The organism is Stutzerimonas stutzeri (genome assembly GCF_024448985.1).
Lineage (GTDB): Bacteria > Pseudomonadota > Gammaproteobacteria > Pseudomonadales > Pseudomonadaceae > Stutzerimonas > Stutzerimonas stutzeri_AP.
The window spans coordinates 85,888-106,314 of record NZ_JAMOII010000006.1 but is presented as its reverse complement, the minus strand read 5'-3'; the positions used below and the strand labels follow the sequence as shown (position 1 = coordinate 106,314).

Below are 20,427 nucleotides of genomic sequence, written 5' to 3'. Positions count from 1 at the left end.
CTTAGACCTGTGGCAACCCTTTTTTCTCGCGATAGTCGCGAACGGCGGCCTTGATGGCATCTTCCGCCAGTACCGAGCAGTGAATCTTCACCGGCGGCAGCGCCAGCTCTTCGGCCAACTGAGTGTTCTTGATGGTTTCTGCTTCTTCCAGCGTCTTGCCCTTCATCCACTCGGTAGCCAGCGAGCTGGAAGCGATGGCCGAACCACAGCCATAGGTCTTGAACTTGGCATCCTCGATGACGCCCTGCTCGTTGACTTTGATCTGCAGGCGCATCACGTCGCCGCATGCCGGAGCACCGACCATGCCGGTGCCGATGGATGGGTCCTCAGCGTCGAATTTGCCGACATTGCGAGGGTTTTCGTAATGGTCGATGACCTTGTCACTGTATGCCATGGTGCAATCCTCTTTGAATCAGGCTATGCGGAGCTCGGTGGATCAGTGGGCAGCCCACTCGACTTTCGAGATATCGACGCCGTCTTTGAACATGTCCCACAGGGGCGATAGCTCACGCAACTTGATAACCGCCTCGCTGACTTTCTGCGCGGCGTAGTCGACTTCTTCTTCAGTAGTGAAGCGGCCGAAAGTAAAACGGATCGAGCTGTGCGCAAGTTCGTCGTTGCGGCCCAGCGCGCGGAGCACATAGGACGGCTCCAGTGAGGCAGAGGTACAGGCAGAGCCGGAGGAAACCGCCAGATCCTTGAGCGCCATGATCAGCGACTCGCCCTCGACGTAGTTGAAACTCAGATTCAGGTTGTGCGGAACCCGCGCCGTCATGCTGCCGTTTACATACAACTCTTCCAGGTGCTCGACCTGCTTGAAGAAGCGGTCACGCAGCTGAGTGATGCGCTCGTTCTCGGTAGCCATTTCCTCTCTGGCAATGCGGAACGCCTCGCCCATGCCCACCGACTGGTGTGCTGCCAGTGTGCCCGAGCGCATGCCGCGCTCATGGCCACCACCATGCATCTGCGCTTCGAGGCGCACACGTGGCTTGCGGCGAACATAGAGCGCACCGACCCCTTTGGGGCCATAGGTCTTGTGTGCGGAGAAGGACATCAGGTCGACCTTCATCTTCTCCAGGTCTATTTCCACCTTGCCGGTGGACTGAGCGGCGTCGACATGGAACAGCACACCGCGCGAGCGGGTGAGTTCACCGATCGCAGCAATATCGTTGATCGTTCCGATCTCGTTGTTCACGTGCATGATGGAAACCAGCACGGTGTCATCACGCAGGGCAGCCTCGACCATTGCGGGGGTGATCACACCGTCTTCGCCTGGCTCGATGTAGGTCACTTCGAAGCCTTCACGCTCAAGCTGGCGGGTCGTATCCAAAACGGCCTTGTGCTCGATCTTGCTGGTGATGATGTGCTTGCCTTTAGAGGCATAGAAATGCGCGACGCCTTTGATCGCTAGGTTGTCAGATTCGGTGGCACCCGAGGTCCAGACGATTTCGCGAGGGTCCGCATTGACTAGCTCGGCGACTTGGCGGCGAGCGTTCTCCACAGCCTCCTCGGCTTTCCAGCCAAAGGCATGGGAGCGTGACGCCGGGTTGCCGAAGTTACCTTCAGCAGTGAGGCACTCGACCATTTTCTCAGCAACGCGAGGGTCGACCGGTGTGGTAGCGGAATAATCAAGGTAAATCGGCAACTTCATCAGGTATCTCCTATCAGGCAGTCGTCCTGCTCACTCGACGGCGGACGCTTCAATCTTATCCAGTTGCGAAATCTGGCCTTTGGCTCGCCGCATATCCTGGCGCAGAGCCACTTCCTGAACCTCGCGACGCATTACCAGATCCGCCAGACTGATGCCGCTCAGAAACTCGTGGATCTGCTGACTCAAATCGCACCACAGATGGTGGGTCAGGCAGGTATCACCCGAATGACAGTCACCCAGCCCCTGGCAGCGCGTGGCATCGACCGACTCGTTGACTGCGTCGATGACTTGCGCAACCTGAATACCGGCCATTTCGCGGGAAAGTTGATAACCGCCACCCGGCCCCCGAACGCTGGTAACCAGACTGCCACGGCGCAGTTTGGCGAATAGCTGTTCAAGGTAAGAGAGCGAGATGCCCTGCCGCTCGGATATATCGGCAAGAGACACCGGCCCATGTTGCGCATGCAGCGCCAGATCGAGCATCGCAGTGACGGCGTAACGGCCTTTGGTAGTCAATCGCATCGGTTTGCACCAAGCATCATGGTTTGGCGCAAGTATGCAATACCCGACTATTTAGATCAACTATAAGACCTATCAAACCACTCGGACTTTAGCTGCTGAGCAAAGCGAAGGCCGGAACGGAGTCCGCATCCGCAAAAGGCGCCCATCATAACAGGCGCGCCCCGCCTATCGCACCCAGCCCTCAGGGGCGAGCCTCATCGCCAGGATCTTTAACCTCAGCGAAATCCTCTTCACGCAGCTCGGGCATCTGCTTGGCGCAATAGTCGCTGCCTAGCGCAGTCAGCGCCTGACACATACCCTCCATCCGCTCTTCGACAGCCTGGACGTGATCGAGCAATTGGCCAATGGCGCGCGCCACCGGGTCTGGCATATCTTCGGTCACCCCGTAAGCATCGAAGCCGATTTTCTCGGCAATCGCCTTGCGCTTGGCTTCTTGCTTCTCATCCGACTTGACGATTACGCGCCCCGGAATGCCGACCGCGGTAGCACCCGCCGGAACCGCGCGGGTGACCACCGCGTTGGAGCCGACCTTGGCGCCAGCACCCACTGTGAACGGGCCGAGTATCTTCGCGCCTGCTCCAACAATCACACCGTCTTCGAGCGTAGGGTGGCGCTTACCCTTGTTCCAGCTAGTCCCACCCAACGTGACACCATGATAGAGCGTCACGTCATCACCGATCTGCGCCGTCTCGCCAATCACGATACCCATCCCATGATCGATAAAAAAACGCCGACCGATATGCGCCCCCGGATGAATCTCGATACCCGTCAGCCACCGCGCCAGGTTTGAGTTCACTCGCGCCAGCCACTTGCAATCCTTCATCCACAACCAATGCGAAACCCGATGAAACCAGACGGCGTGCAGCCCCGGATAACAAGTGACGACCTCGAATGCGTTACGCGCCGCCGGATCGCGATGAAAAACGCTCTGGATATCTTCGCGCATGCGTTCGAACATCAATCAGATCTCCGCTTGTGGGGCTCGCCGCGGACGGCTTTCTGCGTCTCGGTCAGAATTCCACGCAGGATGTTCATTTCGAGCTTGTTGATGTCGCTACGCCCGTAAAGCCTGCGCAGACGCGGCATAAGGTGACGAGGCTTCTGCGGGTCGAGAAAGCCGATATCGATCAAGGTCTGCTCGAGATGCCCGTAATAGCGCTCAAGCTCGTCAGCGGTCACGGGCTGCGCATTGAGCATCGAAGTGGTTTCGAGCTTCTCCTGCTTGCTTGGCTGGCCGTTCGCCGCGAGCCAGGCCATGCGCACCTCATACGCGAGAACCTGCACCGCCGCGGCCAAGTTCAACGAACTGAAATCCGGATCGGACGGGATATGCACATGGTACTGACAGCGCTGAAGCTCTTCGTTGGTGAGGCCGGCATATTCGCGCCCGAATACCAATGCGACCTCACCGCCGCGCTCGATCTGCTCCAGGCAAACTGAACCGGTTTCGCGCGGATCCAACAGCGGCCAGGGTATGCGGCGATCACGCGCACTGGTCCCCATTACCAAGCTGCAGCCCACTAACGCCTCTTCGAGCGTTGTCACGACCTGCGCCGAATCGAGGATATCCGTTGCGCCCGACGCCCGGGCAATAGCGCTCGGACTAGGAAAATCCACCGGGTCCACCAGAACCAATCGGGACAAGCCCATATTTTTTATGGCCCTGGCCGCGCCACCAATATTGCCGGCATGACTCGTATTGACCAGCACCACACGAATGTTTTGAAGCGACACTGTCATTCTCGACCAAAAAGCGAACCGAAAGCTTACAGGAAGGGATTACGCCTTCGCTATTACCGTCCCGACGGCGTCCTTCCTCATACACCCGAGCCAGCTTTCTGATAGAATTGCCGGCTTTCTTTAAACGACCAGGTATTTGATCGATGCAGCCCATGCTGAATATCGCGCTGCGCGCCGCCCGTAGCGCCGGCGAAATGATTGTTCGTTCCACCGAGCGCCTGGACGTGATCTCGGTTAGCGAAAAGGATGCGCGCGATTACGTCTCGGAAATCGACCGAACAGCCGAACAGCTGATCATTGCCGCGCTGCGCAAGGCTTATCCGAATCATGGCATTCTGGGTGAAGAAGGCGGACTGCTGGAAGGCAGCGGTGACGGCAAGGATTATCTCTGGGTGATCGACCCGCTGGATGGCACGACAAACTTCCTGCGGGGCGTCCCACATTATGCTGTCAGCATCGCCTGCAAATACCGTGGCCGTCTTGAGCATGCCGTCGTTCTCGACCCGGTTCGCCAGGAAGAATTCACCGCGAGCCGTGGTCGTGGCGCCGCACTCAATGGGCGCCGCCTGCGCGTCAGTACGCGCAAGAGCCTAGACGGCGCCCTGCTGGGTACCGGATTTCCGTTCCGCGACGGACAAATGGACAACATGGACAGCTACCTGAACATGTTCCGCAGCCTAGTGGGACAAACCGCCGGGCTACGTCGCGCCGGCGCCGCCAGTCTGGACCTGGCCTATGTCGCCGCCGGCCGCTATGACGCCTTCTGGGAGTTCGGACTTTCCGAATGGGATATGGCCGCCGGCGCACTACTGATCCAGGAAGCTGGCGGCCTTGTCAGTGATTTCAACGGTAGTCACAATTTCCTCGAGAAGGGCCAGATCGTCGCGGGCAACACCAAATGCTTCAAAGCGGTACTGACTGCTATCCAGCCGCACCTCACGCCGTCACTGAAACGCTGAGCTAGCGGCAGCACAAAAAAACGCCCCGCGGGGCGTTTTTTTATTCAAGCCAAAAACCACTCACTGCTGCGTCAGCATCAGCTGACCGTCCTGCACGGGGATACGATTACCGGGATCGCGATCCATCCGCACCGTACCGACCTTGCCATCCAGATCGTACTTGACCTCATAGCCAACCACCTTGTCATGAGTGTCGGTGACCGTATTGCAGCGGGTCTCGGTGGTGGTGTAAGTATCGTTGGCCTGCATCCGCTCCTGCACCTGATTACCGGCATAGCCACCTCCCACCGCCCCGGCGACCGTCGCGATCTTCTTGCCAGTGCCGCCGCCGACCTGATTGCCGAGCAAGCCGCCGACCACAGCTCCTACCGCCGTGCCAGCGATGCGATGCTGGTCCTGTACCGGCTTCTGCCGCGTAACCGTCACTTCCTTGCAGACTTCCCGAGGCGTCTTGATGGTTTCCGTGACAGGCTCCACGTTTAGGACCTCAGCGAACTCCGGCCCGCGATCGACAAGCGTGTAAGTGGCAAATGCGCCACCCGCGGTTACCACTACCGCTCCTAGTACCGCACCCACCAGCATCGACTTATTCATTGCGTCTTCCTTCTTCCGACGGGCAAGACCCCGTTGCGGCGGCTTGGGCAGCCGAACCCGTCAGAAGTTCGCTTCAGGGACGCTCGTCGACCTCTTCCACGACCGGAGGAATCAGATCGTCACGAGTAAGCTTCAGCCACACCAGCAACATGCCAGCCACGTAGACGGACGAGTAGGTACCCGCACCGACCCCGATGAGCAGCGCCAGCGAGAAGCCCCAGAGGTTTTCCCCACCGAAGAACATCAACGCACCTACCGCAAGCAGGGTGGACACCGAGGTGGCCAAGGTCCGCAGCAGCGTTTGCGTAGTAGATATATTGATGTTCTCGAGCAGCTCCGCCTTGCGCAACATGCGAAAGTTCTCGCGGATCCTATCGAAGATCACGATCGTATCGTTGAGCGAATAGCCGATCACCGCGAGCACCGCAGCCAGCACGGTCAGGTCGAACGAGATCTGAAAGAATGAAAAGACGCCCAGCACCACAATCACGTCGTGGAAAAGTGACAGCACTGCACCCAAACCGAACTTCCATTGAAAGCGGAACGCGACGTAGATCAGGATGCCACCAAGGGCAAGCAGCATGCCCAACCCACCTTGGTCGCGCAGCTCCTCACCTACCGCCGGCCCAACGAACTCGACGCGTTTGACGGTGACGGCGCGGGCAGCCTCATGGCCACGCAGCGCCTCGGCGATACGCTCGCCCAGCATAGGATCGTCGCCCGGCATTCTCACCAGCACGTCGGTCGTGGCCCCAAAGCTCTGAACCACGGCCTCACCGAAATCGGAGCGGGAAAGCTGCGCCCGCACTTCATCCAGCGCGACCGGTTGCTCGTAGGACAACTCGATCAACGTGCCGCCAGTAAAGTCCAGGCCGAAATTCAGCCCCTTTACCGCCAGGCTACCGAGAGAAGCAAGCGTGAGTATTACCGTCAGGGCGAAAGCCACATGACGTACACCCATGAAATTGATTACGCGTTTCATCGTGCTAGCCCCTTAAATCCACAACTTCTTAAGATCGCGGCCGCCGTAGATCACGTTGACCATGGCGCGGGTCACGAGTATTGCCGTGAACATTGACGTCAGGATTCCGAGCGAGAGCGTGACGGCGAAGCCCTTGATCGGACCAGTCCCCATCGCAAACAGAATGCCGCCAACCAGCAACGTAGTCAGGTTGCCGTCGATGATCGCCGAGAAAGCCCGATCGAAACCTTCGTGGATGGCGCGCTGCACCGACATGCCGTTCTGAATCTCCTCGCGAATTCGCGAGAAAATCAGCACGTTGGCATCCACCGCCATACCCATGGTCAGCACGATACCGGCGATGCCCGGCAGTGTCAGGGTCGCACCCAGCATCGACATCAGCGCGGTCAGTACCACCATGTTGAACAGCAGCGCGACGGTCGCCAGCACACCGAAAAACTTGTAGATCAGCACCATGAAGATCGCGACGAACAGGAAGCCCCACAGAGCCGCCTCGACGCCCAGCTTGATATTCTCGGCTCCCAGGCTTGGGCCGATGGTACGTTCTTCGGCAAAGTACATCGGTGCCGCCAGACCACCTGCGCGCAGCAGCAGCGCCAGTTCCGAAGACTCACCCTGCCCATCGAGGCCGGTAATGCGGAACTGGCTACCCAGCGGCGACTGGATGGTTGCCAGGCTGATGATTCTTTTCTCTTCCTGGAAGGTTTCGACGCGCACTTCCTGCTCGACGCCATCGACCATCTGCTTCACATAACGGGTCTGCGGCCGTTGCTCGATGAAGATCACCGCCATGCTGCGCCCGACGTTGTTGCGCGTGGCCCGGTTCATCAACTCACCACCATGCCCGTCCAGACGGATGTTGACCTGCGGACGACCATTCTCGTCATAGCTGGCCTGGGCATCGGTCACCTGATCGCCGGTGATGATTAGCGTCCGCTCCAATTGCGCCGGTGGACGGCCCTCCTGGCGGAACTCGAAGGTCTCGGTGGTGGCGCGAGGGGCATCCATCTCGGCTGCCAGGCGGAATTCCAGATTGGCGGTCTTGCCGAGGATTCGCTTGGCTTCCGCGGTGTCCTGTACGCCCGGCAATTCGACCACGATGCGGTTGGCACCCTGGCGCTGTACCAGCGGCTCGGAAACGCCCAGTTCGTTGACCCGGTTGCGAACCGTGGTGAGGTTCTGCTTGATGGAGTACTCGCGGATCTCCGCCAGCTTCGCCTCGGTAAGAGCCAGGCGCAGCACCTGCTGGCCGTTGCGCTCACTGGAGGTAATGTCGAAATCGTTGAAATTCTTGCGAATCAGGGCTTGCGCCGCTGACAGCGTAGCCTCGTCGGCAAAGCCCAGCTGCACAGCATCGCCTTGGGTAGGCAGGCTGCGGTAGCGGACACGCTCCTTGCGTAGCAGGCTCTTGACCTCCCCTTCATAGACGTTCAACCGAGTCTCGATGGCCTTGTCCATATCCACTTCGAGCAGGAAGTGCACGCCACCGGACAGGTCCAGGCCGAGCTTCATCGGGCTTGCGCCGAGACTGCGCAACCAGTCGGGCGTGGTCGGTGCCAGGTTGAGAGCAACAACATAGGCATCACCTAGAGCGCGGCGGATCACGTCCTTGGCCGGCAGCTGATCGTCCTGGTGCAGCAGGCGCAGCAGACCGCCGCGACCCTGTTCGTCCAGCGAGACGTCCTTGACTTCAATTCCAGCCTCTTCGAGCGCTGTACTGGCTCGGCTAAGGTCAGCCTCGGTCACGTTCAGCGAAGTGGTTGCGCCAGTGATCTGCACAGCTGGGTCGTCGGGATAAAGATTGGGGGCCGAATAAATGCAAGCAACCGCCAGCACCACCAGTATCAGCAGGTATTTCCAGAGGGGGAATCTATTGAGCATGACGCAGCCCGTCTAATGACGCGGGGCGCCTTGCGCGCCCCGTCGTGGTATTGAATTGAACTCGGCTCAGATGGCTTTCAGAGTACCCTTGGGCAGCGTCGCGGCAATCGCGACCTTCTGGAACTTCAGCTCAACGTTGTCGGAAACTTCGATAACGACAAAATCGTCAGCTACCTTAGTGACCTTGCCGGCGATGCCACCGGAAGTAACCACTTCATCACCCTTCTGCAGGCCACCGATCAGGTTCTTGTGGTCCTTGGCGCGCTTGGCCTGGGGACGCCAGATCATCAGGTAGAAGATGACCAGGAAGCCGACCAGGAACAACCACTCGAAACCGCTACCAGCGGGACCAGCAGCAGCCTCTTGTGCGTAGGCGGCGGGAATCAGAAAGCTCATGTAGCACTCCTGTTGCAGAGATAAGTTGGTATGAATTCGTCACGCAAGCGGCGGGGTTGGCAGACCGCGCTTGGCATAGAAGGCGTCGACAAAGGTCGCCAATGTACCCTGCTGGATAGCATCGCGTAAACCGGCCATCAGACGCTGGTAGTGACGCAGGTTGTGGATTGTATTCAACATGCTGCCCAGCATTTCGCCGCACTTGTCCAAATGGTGCAGATAGGCGCGGGAGAAGTGTTTGCAGGTGTAACAATCGCAGCCGGCATCCAGCGGTGAATCATCGTGCCGATGCACCGCATTGCGAATCTTGATCACGCCAGTGTCGGTGAATAAATGGCCGTTGCGGGCATTTCGGGTCGGCATTACGCAGTCGAACATGTCCACGCCGCGCCGCACGCCCTCGACCAGATCCTCGGGCTTGCCTACCCCCATTAGATAGCGGGGCTTGTCGGCCGGCATCCGCGACGGCAGGAAATCCAGCACCCGGATCATCTCTTCCTTCGGCTCGCCCACCGACAGCCCGCCGATCGCCAGACCGTCGAAACCAATCTCGCAGAGCCCTTCCAGCGAGCGCATGCGCAGCGACTCGTGCATACCGCCCTGAACGATGCCGAACAGCGCCGCAACGCTGTCGCCGTGCGCCTCCTTGGAGCGCTTGGCCCAGCGCAGCGACAACTCCATGGAACGCCGCGCCACCTCCTCGTCGGCCGGATAGGGCGTGCATTCATCGAAGATCATCACGATATCGGAGCCCAGGTCGCGCTGGACCTGCATTGACTCCTCCGGGCCCATGAACACTTTTGCGCCATCTACCGGAGAAGCGAAGTAGACACCCTCCTCCTTGATCTTGCGCATCGCCCCCAGGCTGAACACCTGGAAGCCACCCGAATCGGTCAGGATCGGCCCCTTCCATTGCATGAAATCGTGCAGATCGCCGTGAGCCTTGATCACTTCGGTACCGGGACGCAGCCACAGGTGGAAGGTATTGCCGAGAATGATCTCGGCACCGATTTCCTCGATATCGCGCGGCAACATACCCTTGACCGTGCCGTAGGTACCCACCGGCATGAACGCCGGCGTCTCTACCGTGCCGCGCGGAAAGGTCAGGCGTCCGCGGCGCGCCCTGCCATCGGTGGCGAGCAGTTCGAAGGACATATGGCAGGTACGACTCATGGGGTTTCCTCGGGGCCGCGCGGGGCCGGGTTGCGCGTGATGAACATGGCATCGCCGTAACTGAAGAAGCGATAACCCTCGGAGACGGCTTCAGCGTAGGCAGCCATGGTTTCCGGGTAGCCGGCGAACGCCGAGACCAGCATCAGCAGGGTCGATTCAGGCAGATGGAAGTTGGTCACCAGGGCGTCCACCACATGAAAGGGCCGGCCTGGATAGATGAAGATGTCGGTATCGCCACTGAAAGCCTTAAGCGTGCCGTCGCGCGCCGCGCTCTCCAGCGAACGCACGCTGGTGGTACCCACCGCGATGACACGACCACCGCGCTGACGGCAGGCCGCGACGGCATCGACCACATCCTGGCCGACCTCGAGCCACTCGCGATGCATATGGTGCTCTTCAATGCGCTCGACACGCACCGGCTGAAAGGTCCCAGCACCCACATGCAGCGTGACGAAAGCACGCTCTACACCTTTCTCTTCCAGTGCCGCCAGTAGCGGCGCATCGAAGTGCAATCCCGCCGTTGGCGCAGCAACAGCGCCTGCCCGCTGCGCATAAACCGTCTGATAGCGCTCGCGATCAGCGGTTTCGTCCGGTCGATCTATATAAGGAGGCAGCGGCATGTGTCCGACGCGGTCGAGCAAGGGCAGCACGTCTTCCGCGAATTCCAACTCGAACAGGGCGTCATGGCGCGCCAGCATCAGCGCTTCACCACCGCCCTCGATATGAATTTTTGTTCCCGGCTTCGGTGACTTGCTGGAGCGGATATGTGCCAGTACGCGACGACCATCGAGCACGCGCTCGACAAGCACCTCGACTTTGCCGCCCGTTTCCTTCTGGCCGAACAGACGCGCCGGAATCACCCGCGTGTCGTTGAAAACCATCAGATCGCCAGGCAACAGGTAGTCGAGCAGCTCGGCGAACCCACGATGCTCCAGCCGCCCGGTCATTCCATCGAGCACCAGCAGCCGGCTGGCCCGGCGCTCGGCCAGCGGGTGGCGAGCAATCAGCGAATCGGGGAGCTGAAAGGAGAAATCGGAAACTTGCATTGAAAATGATCAGCACGAGGCTTTGGGGGCGCAAAGCTTAGCGGAAACGCCTCAATCTGACCACGCCAGACGATTGACCGACTCGCATTGCATCCCTATACTGCGCCGCCACTGTGCCTCGATGGCGGAATCGGTAGACGCAGCGGATTCAAAATCCGCCGTTGGTAACAACGTGAGAGTTCGAGTCTCTCTCGAGGCACCATGAATCAGAAGCCACAGGCAACCGATCGCCTTTGGAACAGGGGAACCGCGCAGCAGTAGCGGCATCGCCCCAGCAGTATCGATGCGCCACGCGCATCAGCAAGCGCGACATGCTTTATCGGGCTATATCGCAGCACGCTCTGAAGCGCTCATCGAGAGCTTCGTAACGGCGCAGCGCATCTCGCTCCATGGCGACAGCATAAGAACGCAAGCAACGCTAAAGCGCGCCGAAATGGCGCCGTCTGTAGTGGGCAAACTCTATGACTCCGAGGGCTTGGCATTGGCCGGCGAGTTATCGTAGAGTGTGCCCACTGTGTTTGCATGGGTCGCCGTTGAATCGTGACCTGGTGCAGTAGATCTTCAGATCCGCTACATCCCGTTCGACTCTTTACTCCTTGCAACCAGTCTCCGCTTCCTGCCCTACGCAGGGGCGCTTCTACTATTGAGTTTCAAGGATACAAAGACATGTCGAATCGTCAGAACGGTACCGTCAAGTGGTTTAACGACGAGAAAGGTTTTGGTTTCATCACTCCCGAGAGCGGTCCGGATCTGTTCGTGCACTTCCGCGCGATCGAAGGCAACGGCTTCAAGAGCCTGAAAGAAGGCCAGAAAGTCAGCTTCATCGCTGTGCAAGGTCAAAAGGGCATGCAGGCGGACCAGGTTCAAATCCAGGAATAAGCCCTCGCTCCGAAAAGCCCCTGATGGCAACATCAGGGGCTTTTTTATGCGCGCGATTCCGTAGAATGCGCACTGCCATTTTTAGCGAGACACCCATGCGCAACCATCTGCTTAGCCCGCAGGGCCAGTTTCCTGCAGCCGGCCTACTTCGCCGACTCGCCGCAATCTTCTACGATTCGTTTCTTTCCATCGCACTGATGATGGTGGTCACACTGCTCTACCAACAGGGCGTGCTTCGCCTGATTTACGGCAGCGAAGGCCTGCAAACATTAGCTGAAGCTGGCGGGTTGGACATTGATCCGATCCTGTCCACGTTGCTGCTGTTCAGCCTGTTCGGCTTTTTCGCCAAGTTCTGGACCCACAATGGCCAGACGCTTGGTATGCAGGTCTGGGGCGTGCGCATCCAGAACGCCGACGGCAGCGCCATCGACCTGTGGCAGGCGCTGCTGCGCTTTCTGATTGCAATCATGTCCTTGCTGGCGCTGGGCCTGGGCTACTGGTGGATGCTTTGGGACAAGCAGCACCGCACCTGGCATGACATCTATTCGGAAAGCCAGGTCGTTCAGCTACCAAAGAATATTCATAAGAAATAGCTGCAAGCTGATCAGCGTGCGGGCGGATGCTAAATATTTGTCATGCATTGATACTTATGGCTTGAAGCTTGCCGCCACCCTACCCCGCCCGACGCAACAACCAGACGCCCGCTAGCGCGCAGATGCCTGCGGGCACCGCCACCGCCAGCAGCGGCGAGAAGCCGAACACCTGGCTCGCCGGGCCTAGCAGATCTTGCAGAATGCGGAACACGAAGCCGACGATCACACCGGTGAAGATGCGTTGCCCGAGGGTCACCGAGCGCAACGGCCCGAAGATGAACGAGATGGCCAGCAGCACCAGCGCCACCGTCACCATCGGTTGCAACACCTTGGTCCAGAACGCCAACCAGTAGCGCCCGTTATTCAACCCTTGGTCGCCAAGGTAATGGATATAGCGCCACAAACCGGTGATGGACAAGGCATCAGGCTCCATGACCACCGTACCGACCAACTGCGGCGTCAAGAGCACGTCCCAACGCTCCTCGGCGACCTTGACCACTTCGGTATGGTCGCCGCGGAAATGCGTGGTAGCGACGCCGCTGAGTTGCCAGTGATCGCCATCGTAGCGTGCCCGGCGGGCAAAACTTGCCGAGAGAAGCTGCCGCTGCTCATCGAAGCGGTAGCGCGTGACACCCAGCAGCAGACCGCTTGGCTGCACCGCATTGATGTGTACGAATTCGTCGCCCTGACGATGCCAGAGGCCGCGCTTGCTGCTTTGCGCCTCACCTGCCCCCTGCGCCGCCGCCCGGTTGGCTTGAGCAATATTCTCGCTCCACGGCGCCAGATATTCGCCAATCAGAATACCTACTAGCATCAGCAGCAGCATCGGCTTCATCACGGCAACCACGATACGCCCGAGCGATACGCCAGCGGCACGCATAATGGTCAGCTCGCTGCTGCTGGCAAGCGTGCCGAGGCCGATGAGACAACCGATCAGTGCCGCCATCGGCAGCATTTCGTAGATTCGCGACGGCGTTGTGAGCAGGACGTAAACAGCGGCATTCAACGTGCCGTAACTCCCCTTTACGTCCCCCAGCTCGTCGATGAAAGCGAACAGCAACGCCAGCCCGACGATAATGCCGAGCACCGTAAGAATCGCCAGCAATACATGGCTGCCGATATACCGATCGAGTTTACGCATGAGCGACCCCCGACCTGCTCCGACGCTTGCTGATGGCGAGCCTCAGCGGTTCCCAGTAAAGCATCAACATTCCTATCGCAAAGAAGATTGCATGTACCCACCAGAGCCCCAATGCAACGGGGATCCGTCCCTTATCAAGGGAACCACGCGCAGCGATCAGCAGCGCCAGATAGGTCATGTACAGGAGAATTGCAGGCAGTAGCTTGAGAAAGCGCCCCTGACGCGGATTCACCTTCGACAGCGGCACCGCAAGCAGGGTTACGATGAAGACCAGCAACGGCAGCGACAGACGCCATTGCAGCTCGGACTGCAAGCGAATGTCGTCGCTGCCGAGCAATTCGCTGGTAGGCATTGCCTCGCGCTCACTCAGCTCGACGCTGACCTCCGGCTTGGGCAGCAGCACGCCGTAAATGTCGTACTGGATCGCGCGGTAATTGGCCTGCCCCGGATTGCCGTCATAGCGGTAACCGTTTTCCAGAATCAGGTAACGGCTTCCATCGGGCTGGATCTCCTGCCGACCACTTTCAGCAACCAGCACGGATAGGCCACGCTTCTCACCGGTTGCGCTGGAAAGATTGGTCTCTGAAATGAACACGCCGGCCAGCTCAGTGCGATCATCGGTCAGCTCGCGGGTATAGGTCACACGGGTTCCGTCGCGCAAGGTCTGAAAACGTCCAGGCACCAGCGTATCGAACTCGGTCAGCGAGTCCTGTTCATTGAGGATTCGATCAACCTCAGCCACCCCCTGCGGTGCCAGGCCGAGGCTCAGCCAGCCAACCAGCGCGGCGATCAGCGCGGCCGGCGCCAGACTATAAACCAGCAGGCGACGCTGGCTCATGCCGGTGGCGGAAAGAACGGTCATCTCGCTATCGAGATAGAGCCGGCCGTAGGCAAGCAAAATGCCGAGAAACAGGCCCAGCGGCAGAATCAGTTGTAGAAACCCGGGCAGGCGGAATCCCATGATCATCAGCAGCACGCCCGGATCGAGAAGCCCCTGCGCAGCCTGCGCAAGGTATTTGATGAAGCGTCCACTCATGATGATCACCAGCAGCACGGCACTGACGGCGCTCAAGGTGACCAGAAGCTCACGGGACAGGTAACGAAAGACGATCAAACCGGACACTCCAGGGTTGTCAGGCTCCGGCGGCTACGCTCAAACTAGCCGCCGACAGCCGGTCCGCCCGCAACAGGACGTTGGATTCACGCAGACTCAACGCCCAGGTGGACGAACCACCGGAAAATAGGCCCGGCATTATCCTGCAAACCCGACTCTTTGTCTTGGGGACTCGACGCCATGGAATTCGTTGTTAAAACAACCAAAGCCGCTGCGGCCAAAACAGCCACCCTGGTTCTGCCAGTTGCCGAGGGGCAACTGCTCGGGGCTACTGCGCAGAGCGTGGATCAGGCCAGCGGCGGAGCCATCAGCACGGTACTCAAGCGCGGTGATCTGCAGGGCAAGCCGGGCCAGACCCTGCTGTTGCACAGCGTCCCGGGCCTCAAGGCCGAACGCGTGTTGCTGGTTGGCATCGGCAAGGGGGACGAACTCGACGCTCGTCAGTGGCGAAAAGCCGCAGGCGCAGCCCTCGGGGTTCTCAAGGGCCTCGGTGGCAACGACGCGACCCTCGCCGTGCAAGACGTTCAGGTCAAAGATCGCAATCTATACGAACGCACTCGCATGCTGGTCGAAGTGCTGGCTGATGGTCAGTACCGGTTCGATCAATTCAAGAGCAAGAAGAGCGACGCATCGGCGCTCAGCAAAATCACTCTTCTCGCCGACAAAGCAAGCCAGACTCAGACTGAGCAAGCCGCACGCCACGCCACCGCAATCGCCGCTGGAATGAGCTTCGCCCGTGATCTGGGCAACCTGCCGCCGAACATATGCCACCCCAGCTATATGGCCGAACAGGCCAGGCAGCTCGGCAGGGCATTCAAGGGGCTTAAAGTCGAGGTGCTGGACGAGAAGAAGCTACGCGAACTTGGTGCCGGCGCCTTCCTCGCCGTCTCCCAGGGCAGCGACCAGCCAGGCTGTATCGTGGTCATGCAGTACAACGGCGGCAAGAAAGGCGAGCAGCCCTACGCGCTCGTCGGCAAGGGTATTACCTTCGACACCGGCGGCATCAGCCTCAAGCCCGGCCTCGGCATGGATGAAATGAAATACGACATGTGCGGCGCGGCCAGCGTGCTCGGCACCTTCCGCGCGGCATTGGAACTGCAGCTGCCGATCAACCTGGTCGGTTTGCTGGCCTGTGCGGAAAACATGCCCAGCGGAAAGGCCACGCGCCCGGGCGACATCGTCACCACCATGAGCGGTCAGACGGTCGAGATACTCAACACCGATGCCGAAGGCCGTCTGGTCCTTTGCGACACCCTGACGTATGCCGAGCGCTTCAAGCCGCGCGCCGTGATAGACGTCGCCACGCTGACCGGCGCATGCATCGTTGCCCTGGGCAGCAACACCTCGGGCCTGCTGGGCAATGACGACGCGCTGCTGCAGCAGGTGCTGGGCGCCGGCCAGAAAGCCGATGACCGCGCCTGGCAACTGCCGCTGTTCGACGAATACCAGGAGCAACTGGACAGCCCCTTCGCCGACATTGCCAACATTGGCGGTCCCAAGGCCGGCACGATTACCGCCGCCTGCTTCCTCTCGCGCTTCACCAAGGCTTACCCCTGGGCGCACCTGGACGTCGCCGGCACCGCCTGGATCAGTGGCGGCAAGGAAAAAGGCGCCAGCGGCCGTCCCGTCCCCCTACTGACCCAGTACCTGCTGGACCGAGCCGAGCAGGCATGAGACAGGCGAGCGGGAACAGGACATGACACGGGTCGAGTTCTACGTGTTGCCCGATAGCGAACCGGCAGGCCGTGCCAGGGCGGCCTGCCTGCTGGCGAGCAAGGGCTGGCAGCACGGAATGCCGGTGTTCATTCGTTGCGACGACAGCCAGCAGTGCGGCGAGCTGGACGAGTTGCTCTGGAGCTTTCGCGCCGAACGCTTCATACCGCACGAGCTGCATGAGGACGATCCGCATGCGCCGGTGGTGGTCGGTACGGAGCAACCACCCGCCACCGCGCAAGGTCTGCTGATCAATCTGGCACCGACGCTGTCGCCACATACTGATCAATTCAGCCGTGTGATCGAGATCGTCAACCAGCAACCGGAGCTACTAGAGCTTTGCCGGGACAATTTCCGCCTCTATCGGCAACGTGGCTATGAACCGAAGCGAGTCGAACTGTAGCGCCAGTGCCGCTGGGTTCGGCGAACTCATCGCCTTATCGACGAGTCAACAACGATAGGCATCGGGCTCATCCAGTTTAAGGAGCGCCACGATCACCTGGGCGCTTAATCTCCGGAAACCACCGTACATGACGCAAACGCCGAAACCCACCCATCTACTCGACGACCTGGAGTCCATCCGTGCGCTGCTAGGAGATCAGGACCCGCCCGTGTTGAGCGAGACACTGGATCCGGACAGCATCCCTGTGCTCTCGGAAATAGTCCAACCCGCAGCTTCCGCGACAAGCCAGCCAGAGCCGGAGCCCCGCGAACCCGCCGTCCGTACGGCGTTTCGTACCCTGGCCGAGCGCCATCTCGATCTCGAATTGCGCACCGCTGCACAATTGATCTTGCAAGAAGTGATCGACGACTTCGTTCCGCAGATCGAAGCCGAGCTGCGACATCGACTGGAAGCTCGAGCCGAGCAACTGATCAAGACCCACCGCTCCTGAGCTGCCGATACGACAACTCAGGTCGCCTTTCGATAGCACCCTTCCAACCCAGCCCAGACCAGCTGTCACCTCGATCGCGGCGCGATAAAAGTGCCATTGCGGTTCTGCCGCTCGCGTACTTACCTTTATACTCTCCGGTTTTTCCGACCAGCCGTTCTAAGGGTCCCGCCGAATGGACAAGACCTACCAGCCCCACGCCATCGAGACTTCCTGGTACCAGACCTGGGAATCGAACAACTATTTCGCACCCCAGGGTTCGGGCGAGCCCTACACCATCATGATCCCGCCGCCGAACGTCACCGGCAGCCTGCACATGGGCCATGGCTTCAACAACGCCATCATGGACGCGCTGATCCGCTTCCGCCGCATGCAGGGCCGCAATACCCTGTGGCAGCCGGGCACCGACCACGCGGGCATCGCTACGCAGATGGTGGTCGAACGCCAGCTGGGCGCCCAAGGCGTCAACCGCCACGACCTGGGCCGCGCCAAGTTTCTCGAGAAGGTCTGGGAGTGGAAGCACGAGTCCGGTGGCAACATCACCCGGCAGATTCGCCGCCTGGGCTCCTCGGTGGACTGGTCGCGCGAACGCTTCACCATGGACGAGGGCCTGTCCGAAGCGGTCAAGGAAGCCTTTGTGCGCCTGCACGAGGACGGCCTGATCTATCGCGGCAAGCGCCTGGTCAACTGGGACACCAAGCTGCACACCGCCATTTCCGACCTCGAAGTGGAGAACCACGACGAGAAAGGCCATCTCTGGCACATGCGCTATCCGCTGGCCGACGACGCGCGCACCGCCGACGGCAAGGACTATCTGGTGGTCGCCACCACTCGCCCGGAAACCATGCTCGGTGACGCCGCCGTCGCGGTACATCCCGAGGATGAGCGTTACAAGAACCTGATCGGTCGCCACATCATGCTGCCGCTGGTCAACCGCCTGATCCCCATCGTCGCCGACGAGTACGTCGATCTGGAGTTCGGCACCGGCTGCGTGAAGATCACCCCGGCCCACGACTTCAACGACTACGAAGTCGGCAAGCGCCACCACCTGCCGCTGATCAATATCTTCGACGAAAACGCCTGCGTTCTCGCACGCGCCCAGGTATTCAACCTCGACGGCACGCCGAACGACCGGGTCGACGCGATCCTGCCGGATGGCTACGCACACATGGATCGCTTCGACGCGCGCAAGGCCATCGTCGCAGCCTTCGAGGCCATGAGCCTGCTGGAAAAGATCGACGACCATGCCCTAAAGGTCCCACGCGGCGACCGTTCCGGCACCGTGATCGAGCCCTGGCTGACAGACCAGTGGTACGTATCCACCAAGCCGCTGGCCGAAAAAGCCATCGCCGCGGTGGAAAGCGGCGAGATCCAGTTCGTGCCCAAGCAGTACGAGAACATGTACTTCAGCTGGATGCGTGACATCCAGGACTGGTGCATCAGCCGTCAGCTCTGGTGGGGCCACCGCATTCCGGCCTGGTACGACGAAGCCGGCAACGTCTACGTTGGGCGCGACGAAGCGGAGGTGCGCAACAAGTACAACCTCTGCAACAACGTCGAACTGCGTCAGGACGAGGACGTGCTGGACACCTGGTTCAGCTCCGGCCTGTGGACCTTCTCCACTCTCGGCTGGCCCGAGCAGACCGACTTCCTCAAGACCTTCCACCCCACCGACGTGCTCGTCACCGGCTTCGACATCATCTTCTTCTGGGTCGCGCGGATGATCATGCTGTCGACCCACCTGACCGGGCAGATCCCGTTCAAGACCGTCTACGTGCACGGCCTGGTCCGCGATGGCCAAGGCCAGAAGATGTCCAAGTCCAAGGGCAACGTGCTCGACCCGCTGGACATCGTCGACGGCATCACCCTGGACGAGCTGCTGCAAAAGCGCACCAGCGGCATGATGCAGCCCAAGCTGGCCGAGAAGATCGCCAAGCAGACGAAAGCGGAATTCCCCGAAGGCATCGCCAGCTACGGTACCGACGCCCTGCGCTTCACCTTCTGCTCGCTGGCCTCCACCGGCCGCGACGTGAAGTTCGACATGGGCCGCGTCGAGGGCTACCGCAACTTCTGCAATAAGCTGTGGAACGCTGCCAACTTCGTCTTCGAGAATACCGAGGGCAAGGACACCGGCGTCAATGGCGAGGCTGTCGAGCTGTCCTCCGTGGACCGCTGGATCATCTCCGCACTGCAGCGCACCGAAGCCGAAGTGACCCGCCAGCTGGAAAACTTCCGTTTCGACCTGGCTGCGCAAGCCCTGTACGAATTCGTCTGGGACGAGTACTGCGCCTGGTATCTGGAACTGGTCAAGCCAGTACTCTGGGACGAAACCGCAAGCGCCGAACGCCAGCGCGGTACCCGCCGCACCCTGGTACGCGTGTTGGAAACCGCACTGCGCCTGGCGCATCCGTTCATGCCCTTCATCACCGAAGAGATCTGGCAGCGCGTCGCGCCGCTGGCGGGCAAGACCGGTCCGACCCTGATGCTGCAACCCTGGCCGGAATACAACCCCGAGCGCTTCGATGATGCAGCGGAAGGCGATATCGAGTGGGTCAAGGCGTTCATGCTTGGCATTCGCCAGATTCGTGGCGAGATGAATATCTCCATGGCCAAGCGCATCGACGTGGTGCTGGGCAATGCCTCGGAAACGGACCTGCGCCGCCTCGGCGAGAACGAGCCGCTGTTGAAGAAGCTGGCCAAGCTCGAAAGCGTCCGTGTGCTTAGCGAAGGCGAAGAGGCACCGCTGTCTGCCACCGCCCTGGTCGGCGACCTGCAGGTACTGGTGCCCATGGCTGGCCTGATCGACAAGGACGCCGAACTGGCTCGCCTGGACAAGGAAATCGGCCGCCTCGACGGCGAAGTCAAGCGCGTCGGCGGCAAGCTCTCCAACGCCGGCTTCGTCGACAAGGCGCCGGCCGAGGTGATCGACAAGGAACGCGCCAAACTGGCCGAAGCCGAGCAAGCAAAAGCCCGACTGGTGGAACAGCGCGAGCGCATCGCCGGGCTGTGATGGATAGCTGATCGCAGCGGCTCGCCGTTGCGATCAGTAGCAAAACGGAGTGCGCTGGCACCTGCTAGCGCTCTTCGTCTTGAGCGCCACTTTCATCTTCAGCCTTACCGTAAACCGAACGCCAGCCGGTTGAATCGCGCTTG

Annotated in this window: 20 protein-coding genes and 1 tRNA gene; 8 read left to right on the top strand and 13 right to left on the bottom strand. The window is 60.2% G+C overall.

Translation table 11 applies throughout. The annotated features are described in order from the left end of the window. Position 1: 1 nt before the first annotated feature. The 5 genes from iscU to trmJ all read right to left on the bottom strand — a co-directional run bounded on the left by iscU (position 2) and on the right by trmJ (position 3,913). Positions 2–394: a Fe-S cluster assembly scaffold IscU gene (gene iscU, locus NA647_RS09975; protein ID WP_256048062.1), complete on the bottom strand. Its 393-nt coding sequence runs from the start codon at positions 392–394 to the stop codon at positions 2–4. A 42-nt stretch (positions 395–436) separates the two neighbouring features. Then, on the bottom strand, positions 437–1,651 hold the full coding sequence (locus tag NA647_RS09970) for an IscS subfamily cysteine desulfurase (protein WP_256048063.1): 1,215 nt from the start codon (positions 1,649–1,651) through the stop codon (positions 437–439). A 30-nt stretch (positions 1,652–1,681) separates the two neighbouring features. After that, positions 1,682–2,173, bottom strand: a complete 492-nt coding sequence (iscR, locus tag NA647_RS09965; protein WP_256057539.1) for a Fe-S cluster assembly transcriptional regulator IscR — start codon at positions 2,171–2,173, stop codon at positions 1,682–1,684. 181 nt (positions 2,174–2,354) lie between these two features. Continuing rightward, positions 2,355–3,131: a serine O-acetyltransferase gene (cysE, locus tag NA647_RS09960; protein ID WP_256057538.1), complete on the bottom strand. Its 777-nt coding sequence runs from the start codon at positions 3,129–3,131 to the stop codon at positions 2,355–2,357. Continuing rightward, entirely contained in the window at positions 3,131–3,913 is a 783-nt protein-coding gene (gene trmJ / locus NA647_RS09955) for a tRNA (cytosine(32)/uridine(32)-2'-O)-methyltransferase TrmJ (protein ID WP_256057537.1), read from the bottom strand. Before trmJ ends, cysE begins: the two co-directional genes overlap by 1 nt. Before the next feature lie 143 nt (positions 3,914–4,056). On the opposite strand from trmJ, the gene suhB reads away from it, so the two are divergent. Beyond that, the gene (gene suhB / locus NA647_RS09950) at positions 4,057–4,872 is read left to right on the top strand and encodes an inositol-phosphate phosphatase (protein WP_256057536.1); all 816 of its coding nucleotides are present in this window, start codon (positions 4,057–4,059) and stop codon (positions 4,870–4,872) included. A gap of 60 nt (positions 4,873–4,932) precedes the next feature. Here suhB and NA647_RS09945 read toward each other — a convergent pair whose 3' ends face one another. From NA647_RS09945 to queA, 6 genes are all read right to left on the bottom strand, one after another. Then, the gene (locus NA647_RS09945; protein WP_256057535.1) at positions 4,933–5,466 is read right to left on the bottom strand and encodes a glycine zipper 2TM domain-containing protein; all 534 of its coding nucleotides are present in this window, start codon (positions 5,464–5,466) and stop codon (positions 4,933–4,935) included. A gap of 73 nt (positions 5,467–5,539) precedes the next feature. Continuing rightward, a complete protein-coding gene (secF, locus tag NA647_RS09940) occupies positions 5,540–6,448 on the bottom strand; it encodes a protein translocase subunit SecF (protein WP_256057534.1) in 909 nt (302 codons plus the stop codon). Between the two features lie 12 nt (positions 6,449–6,460). Then, positions 6,461–8,329: a protein translocase subunit SecD gene (secD, locus tag NA647_RS09935; protein WP_256057533.1), complete on the bottom strand. Its 1,869-nt coding sequence runs from the start codon at positions 8,327–8,329 to the stop codon at positions 6,461–6,463. Positions 8,330–8,395: 66 nt separating this feature from the next. After that, complete coding sequence (gene yajC, locus NA647_RS09930) at positions 8,396–8,725, bottom strand: preprotein translocase subunit YajC (RefSeq protein WP_131651186.1); 330 nt, start codon at positions 8,723–8,725, stop codon at positions 8,396–8,398. 39 nt (positions 8,726–8,764) lie between these two features. Then, the gene (tgt, locus tag NA647_RS09925; RefSeq protein WP_256057597.1) at positions 8,765–9,880 is read right to left on the bottom strand and encodes a tRNA guanosine(34) transglycosylase Tgt; all 1,116 of its coding nucleotides are present in this window, start codon (positions 9,878–9,880) and stop codon (positions 8,765–8,767) included. Positions 9,881–9,894: 14 nt separating this feature from the next. Next, complete coding sequence (gene queA / locus NA647_RS09920; RefSeq protein WP_256057532.1) at positions 9,895–10,944, bottom strand: tRNA preQ1(34) S-adenosylmethionine ribosyltransferase-isomerase QueA; 1,050 nt, start codon at positions 10,942–10,944, stop codon at positions 9,895–9,897. A 115-nt stretch (positions 10,945–11,059) separates the two neighbouring features. On the opposite strand from queA, the gene NA647_RS09915 reads away from it, so the two are divergent. The 3 genes from NA647_RS09915 to NA647_RS09905 all read left to right on the top strand — a co-directional run bounded on the left by NA647_RS09915 (position 11,060) and on the right by NA647_RS09905 (position 12,416). After that, positions 11,060–11,146: transfer RNA gene (locus NA647_RS09915), tRNA-Leu, on the top strand. Positions 11,147–11,610: 464 nt separating this feature from the next. Beyond that, complete coding sequence (locus NA647_RS09910; RefSeq protein ID WP_014853413.1) at positions 11,611–11,823, top strand: cold-shock protein; 213 nt, start codon at positions 11,611–11,613, stop codon at positions 11,821–11,823. A 95-nt stretch (positions 11,824–11,918) separates the two neighbouring features. After that, positions 11,919–12,416: an RDD family protein gene (locus tag NA647_RS09905; RefSeq protein ID WP_256057531.1), complete on the top strand. Its 498-nt coding sequence runs from the start codon at positions 11,919–11,921 to the stop codon at positions 12,414–12,416. Positions 12,417–12,495: 79 nt separating this feature from the next. On the opposite strand, the gene lptG is transcribed toward NA647_RS09905, so the two are convergent. Both lptG and lptF read right to left on the bottom strand, forming a co-directional pair. Next, the gene (gene lptG, locus NA647_RS09900) at positions 12,496–13,557 is read right to left on the bottom strand and encodes an LPS export ABC transporter permease LptG (protein WP_256057530.1); all 1,062 of its coding nucleotides are present in this window, start codon (positions 13,555–13,557) and stop codon (positions 12,496–12,498) included. Then, a complete protein-coding gene (lptF, locus tag NA647_RS09895) occupies positions 13,550–14,671 on the bottom strand; it encodes an LPS export ABC transporter permease LptF (protein ID WP_256057529.1) in 1,122 nt (373 codons plus the stop codon). Before lptF ends, lptG begins: the two co-directional genes overlap by 8 nt. A 180-nt stretch (positions 14,672–14,851) precedes the next feature. On the opposite strand from lptF, the gene NA647_RS09890 reads away from it, so the two are divergent. The 4 genes from NA647_RS09890 to NA647_RS09875 all read left to right on the top strand — a co-directional run bounded on the left by NA647_RS09890 (position 14,852) and on the right by NA647_RS09875 (position 20,284). Beyond that, on the top strand, positions 14,852–16,345 hold the full coding sequence (locus NA647_RS09890) for a leucyl aminopeptidase (protein WP_256057528.1): 1,494 nt from the start codon (positions 14,852–14,854) through the stop codon (positions 16,343–16,345). A gap of 22 nt (positions 16,346–16,367) precedes the next feature. Continuing rightward, positions 16,368–16,787, top strand: a complete 420-nt coding sequence (locus NA647_RS09885) for a DNA polymerase III subunit chi (protein ID WP_256057527.1) — start codon at positions 16,368–16,370, stop codon at positions 16,785–16,787. Between the two features lie 127 nt (positions 16,788–16,914). After that, positions 16,915–17,277 carry a DNA polymerase III subunit chi gene (locus tag NA647_RS09880; protein WP_256057526.1) on the top strand — a complete coding sequence of 121 codons (363 nt, stop codon included), beginning with the start codon at positions 16,915–16,917 and terminating at the stop codon, positions 17,275–17,277. 172 nt (positions 17,278–17,449) lie between these two features. After that, the gene (locus NA647_RS09875; RefSeq protein ID WP_256057525.1) at positions 17,450–20,284 is read left to right on the top strand and encodes a valine--tRNA ligase; all 2,835 of its coding nucleotides are present in this window, start codon (positions 17,450–17,452) and stop codon (positions 20,282–20,284) included. Positions 20,285–20,427: the final 143 nt, after the last annotated feature.

Bases quoted from the DNA above. Each gene is read 5' to 3' on its own strand.
- lptG (WP_256057530.1), bottom strand. From the start codon at position 13,557: ATGCGTAAACTCGATCGGTATATCGGCAGCCATGTATTGCTGGCGATT.
- cysE (WP_256057538.1), bottom strand. From the start codon at position 3,131: ATGTTCGAACGCATGCGCGAAGATATCCAGAGCGTTTTTCATCGCGAT.
- trmJ (WP_256057537.1), bottom strand. From the start codon at position 3,913: ATGACAGTGTCGCTTCAAAACATTCGTGTGGTGCTGGTCAATACGAGT.
- NA647_RS09945 (WP_256057535.1), bottom strand. From the start codon at position 5,466: ATGAATAAGTCGATGCTGGTGGGTGCGGTACTAGGAGCGGTAGTGGTA.
- NA647_RS09910 (WP_014853413.1), top strand. From the start codon at position 11,611: ATGTCGAATCGTCAGAACGGTACCGTCAAGTGGTTTAACGACGAGAAA.
- iscR (WP_256057539.1), bottom strand. From the start codon at position 2,173: ATGCGATTGACTACCAAAGGCCGTTACGCCGTCACTGCGATGCTCGAT.
- secD (WP_256057533.1), bottom strand. From the start codon at position 8,329: ATGCTCAATAGATTCCCCCTCTGGAAATACCTGCTGATACTGGTGGTG.
- NA647_RS09880 (WP_256057526.1), top strand. From the start codon at position 16,915: ATGACGCAAACGCCGAAACCCACCCATCTACTCGACGACCTGGAGTCC.
- queA (WP_256057532.1), bottom strand. From the start codon at position 10,944: ATGCAAGTTTCCGATTTCTCCTTTCAGCTCCCCGATTCGCTGATTGCT.
- tgt (WP_256057597.1), bottom strand. From the start codon at position 9,880: ATGTCCTTCGAACTGCTCGCCACCGATGGCAGGGCGCGCCGCGGACGC.
- NA647_RS09905 (WP_256057531.1), top strand. From the start codon at position 11,919: ATGCGCAACCATCTGCTTAGCCCGCAGGGCCAGTTTCCTGCAGCCGGC.
- yajC (WP_131651186.1), bottom strand. From the start codon at position 8,725: ATGAGCTTTCTGATTCCCGCCGCCTACGCACAAGAGGCTGCTGCTGGT.
- secF (WP_256057534.1), bottom strand. From the start codon at position 6,448: ATGAAACGCGTAATCAATTTCATGGGTGTACGTCATGTGGCTTTCGCC.
- suhB (WP_256057536.1), top strand. From the start codon at position 4,057: ATGCAGCCCATGCTGAATATCGCGCTGCGCGCCGCCCGTAGCGCCGGC.
- NA647_RS09885 (WP_256057527.1), top strand. From the start codon at position 16,368: ATGACACGGGTCGAGTTCTACGTGTTGCCCGATAGCGAACCGGCAGGC.
- iscU (WP_256048062.1), bottom strand. From the start codon at position 394: ATGGCATACAGTGACAAGGTCATCGACCATTACGAAAACCCTCGCAAT.
- NA647_RS09890 (WP_256057528.1), top strand. From the start codon at position 14,852: ATGGAATTCGTTGTTAAAACAACCAAAGCCGCTGCGGCCAAAACAGCC.
- NA647_RS09970 (WP_256048063.1), bottom strand. From the start codon at position 1,651: ATGAAGTTGCCGATTTACCTTGATTATTCCGCTACCACACCGGTCGAC.
- NA647_RS09875 (WP_256057525.1), top strand. From the start codon at position 17,450: ATGGACAAGACCTACCAGCCCCACGCCATCGAGACTTCCTGGTACCAG.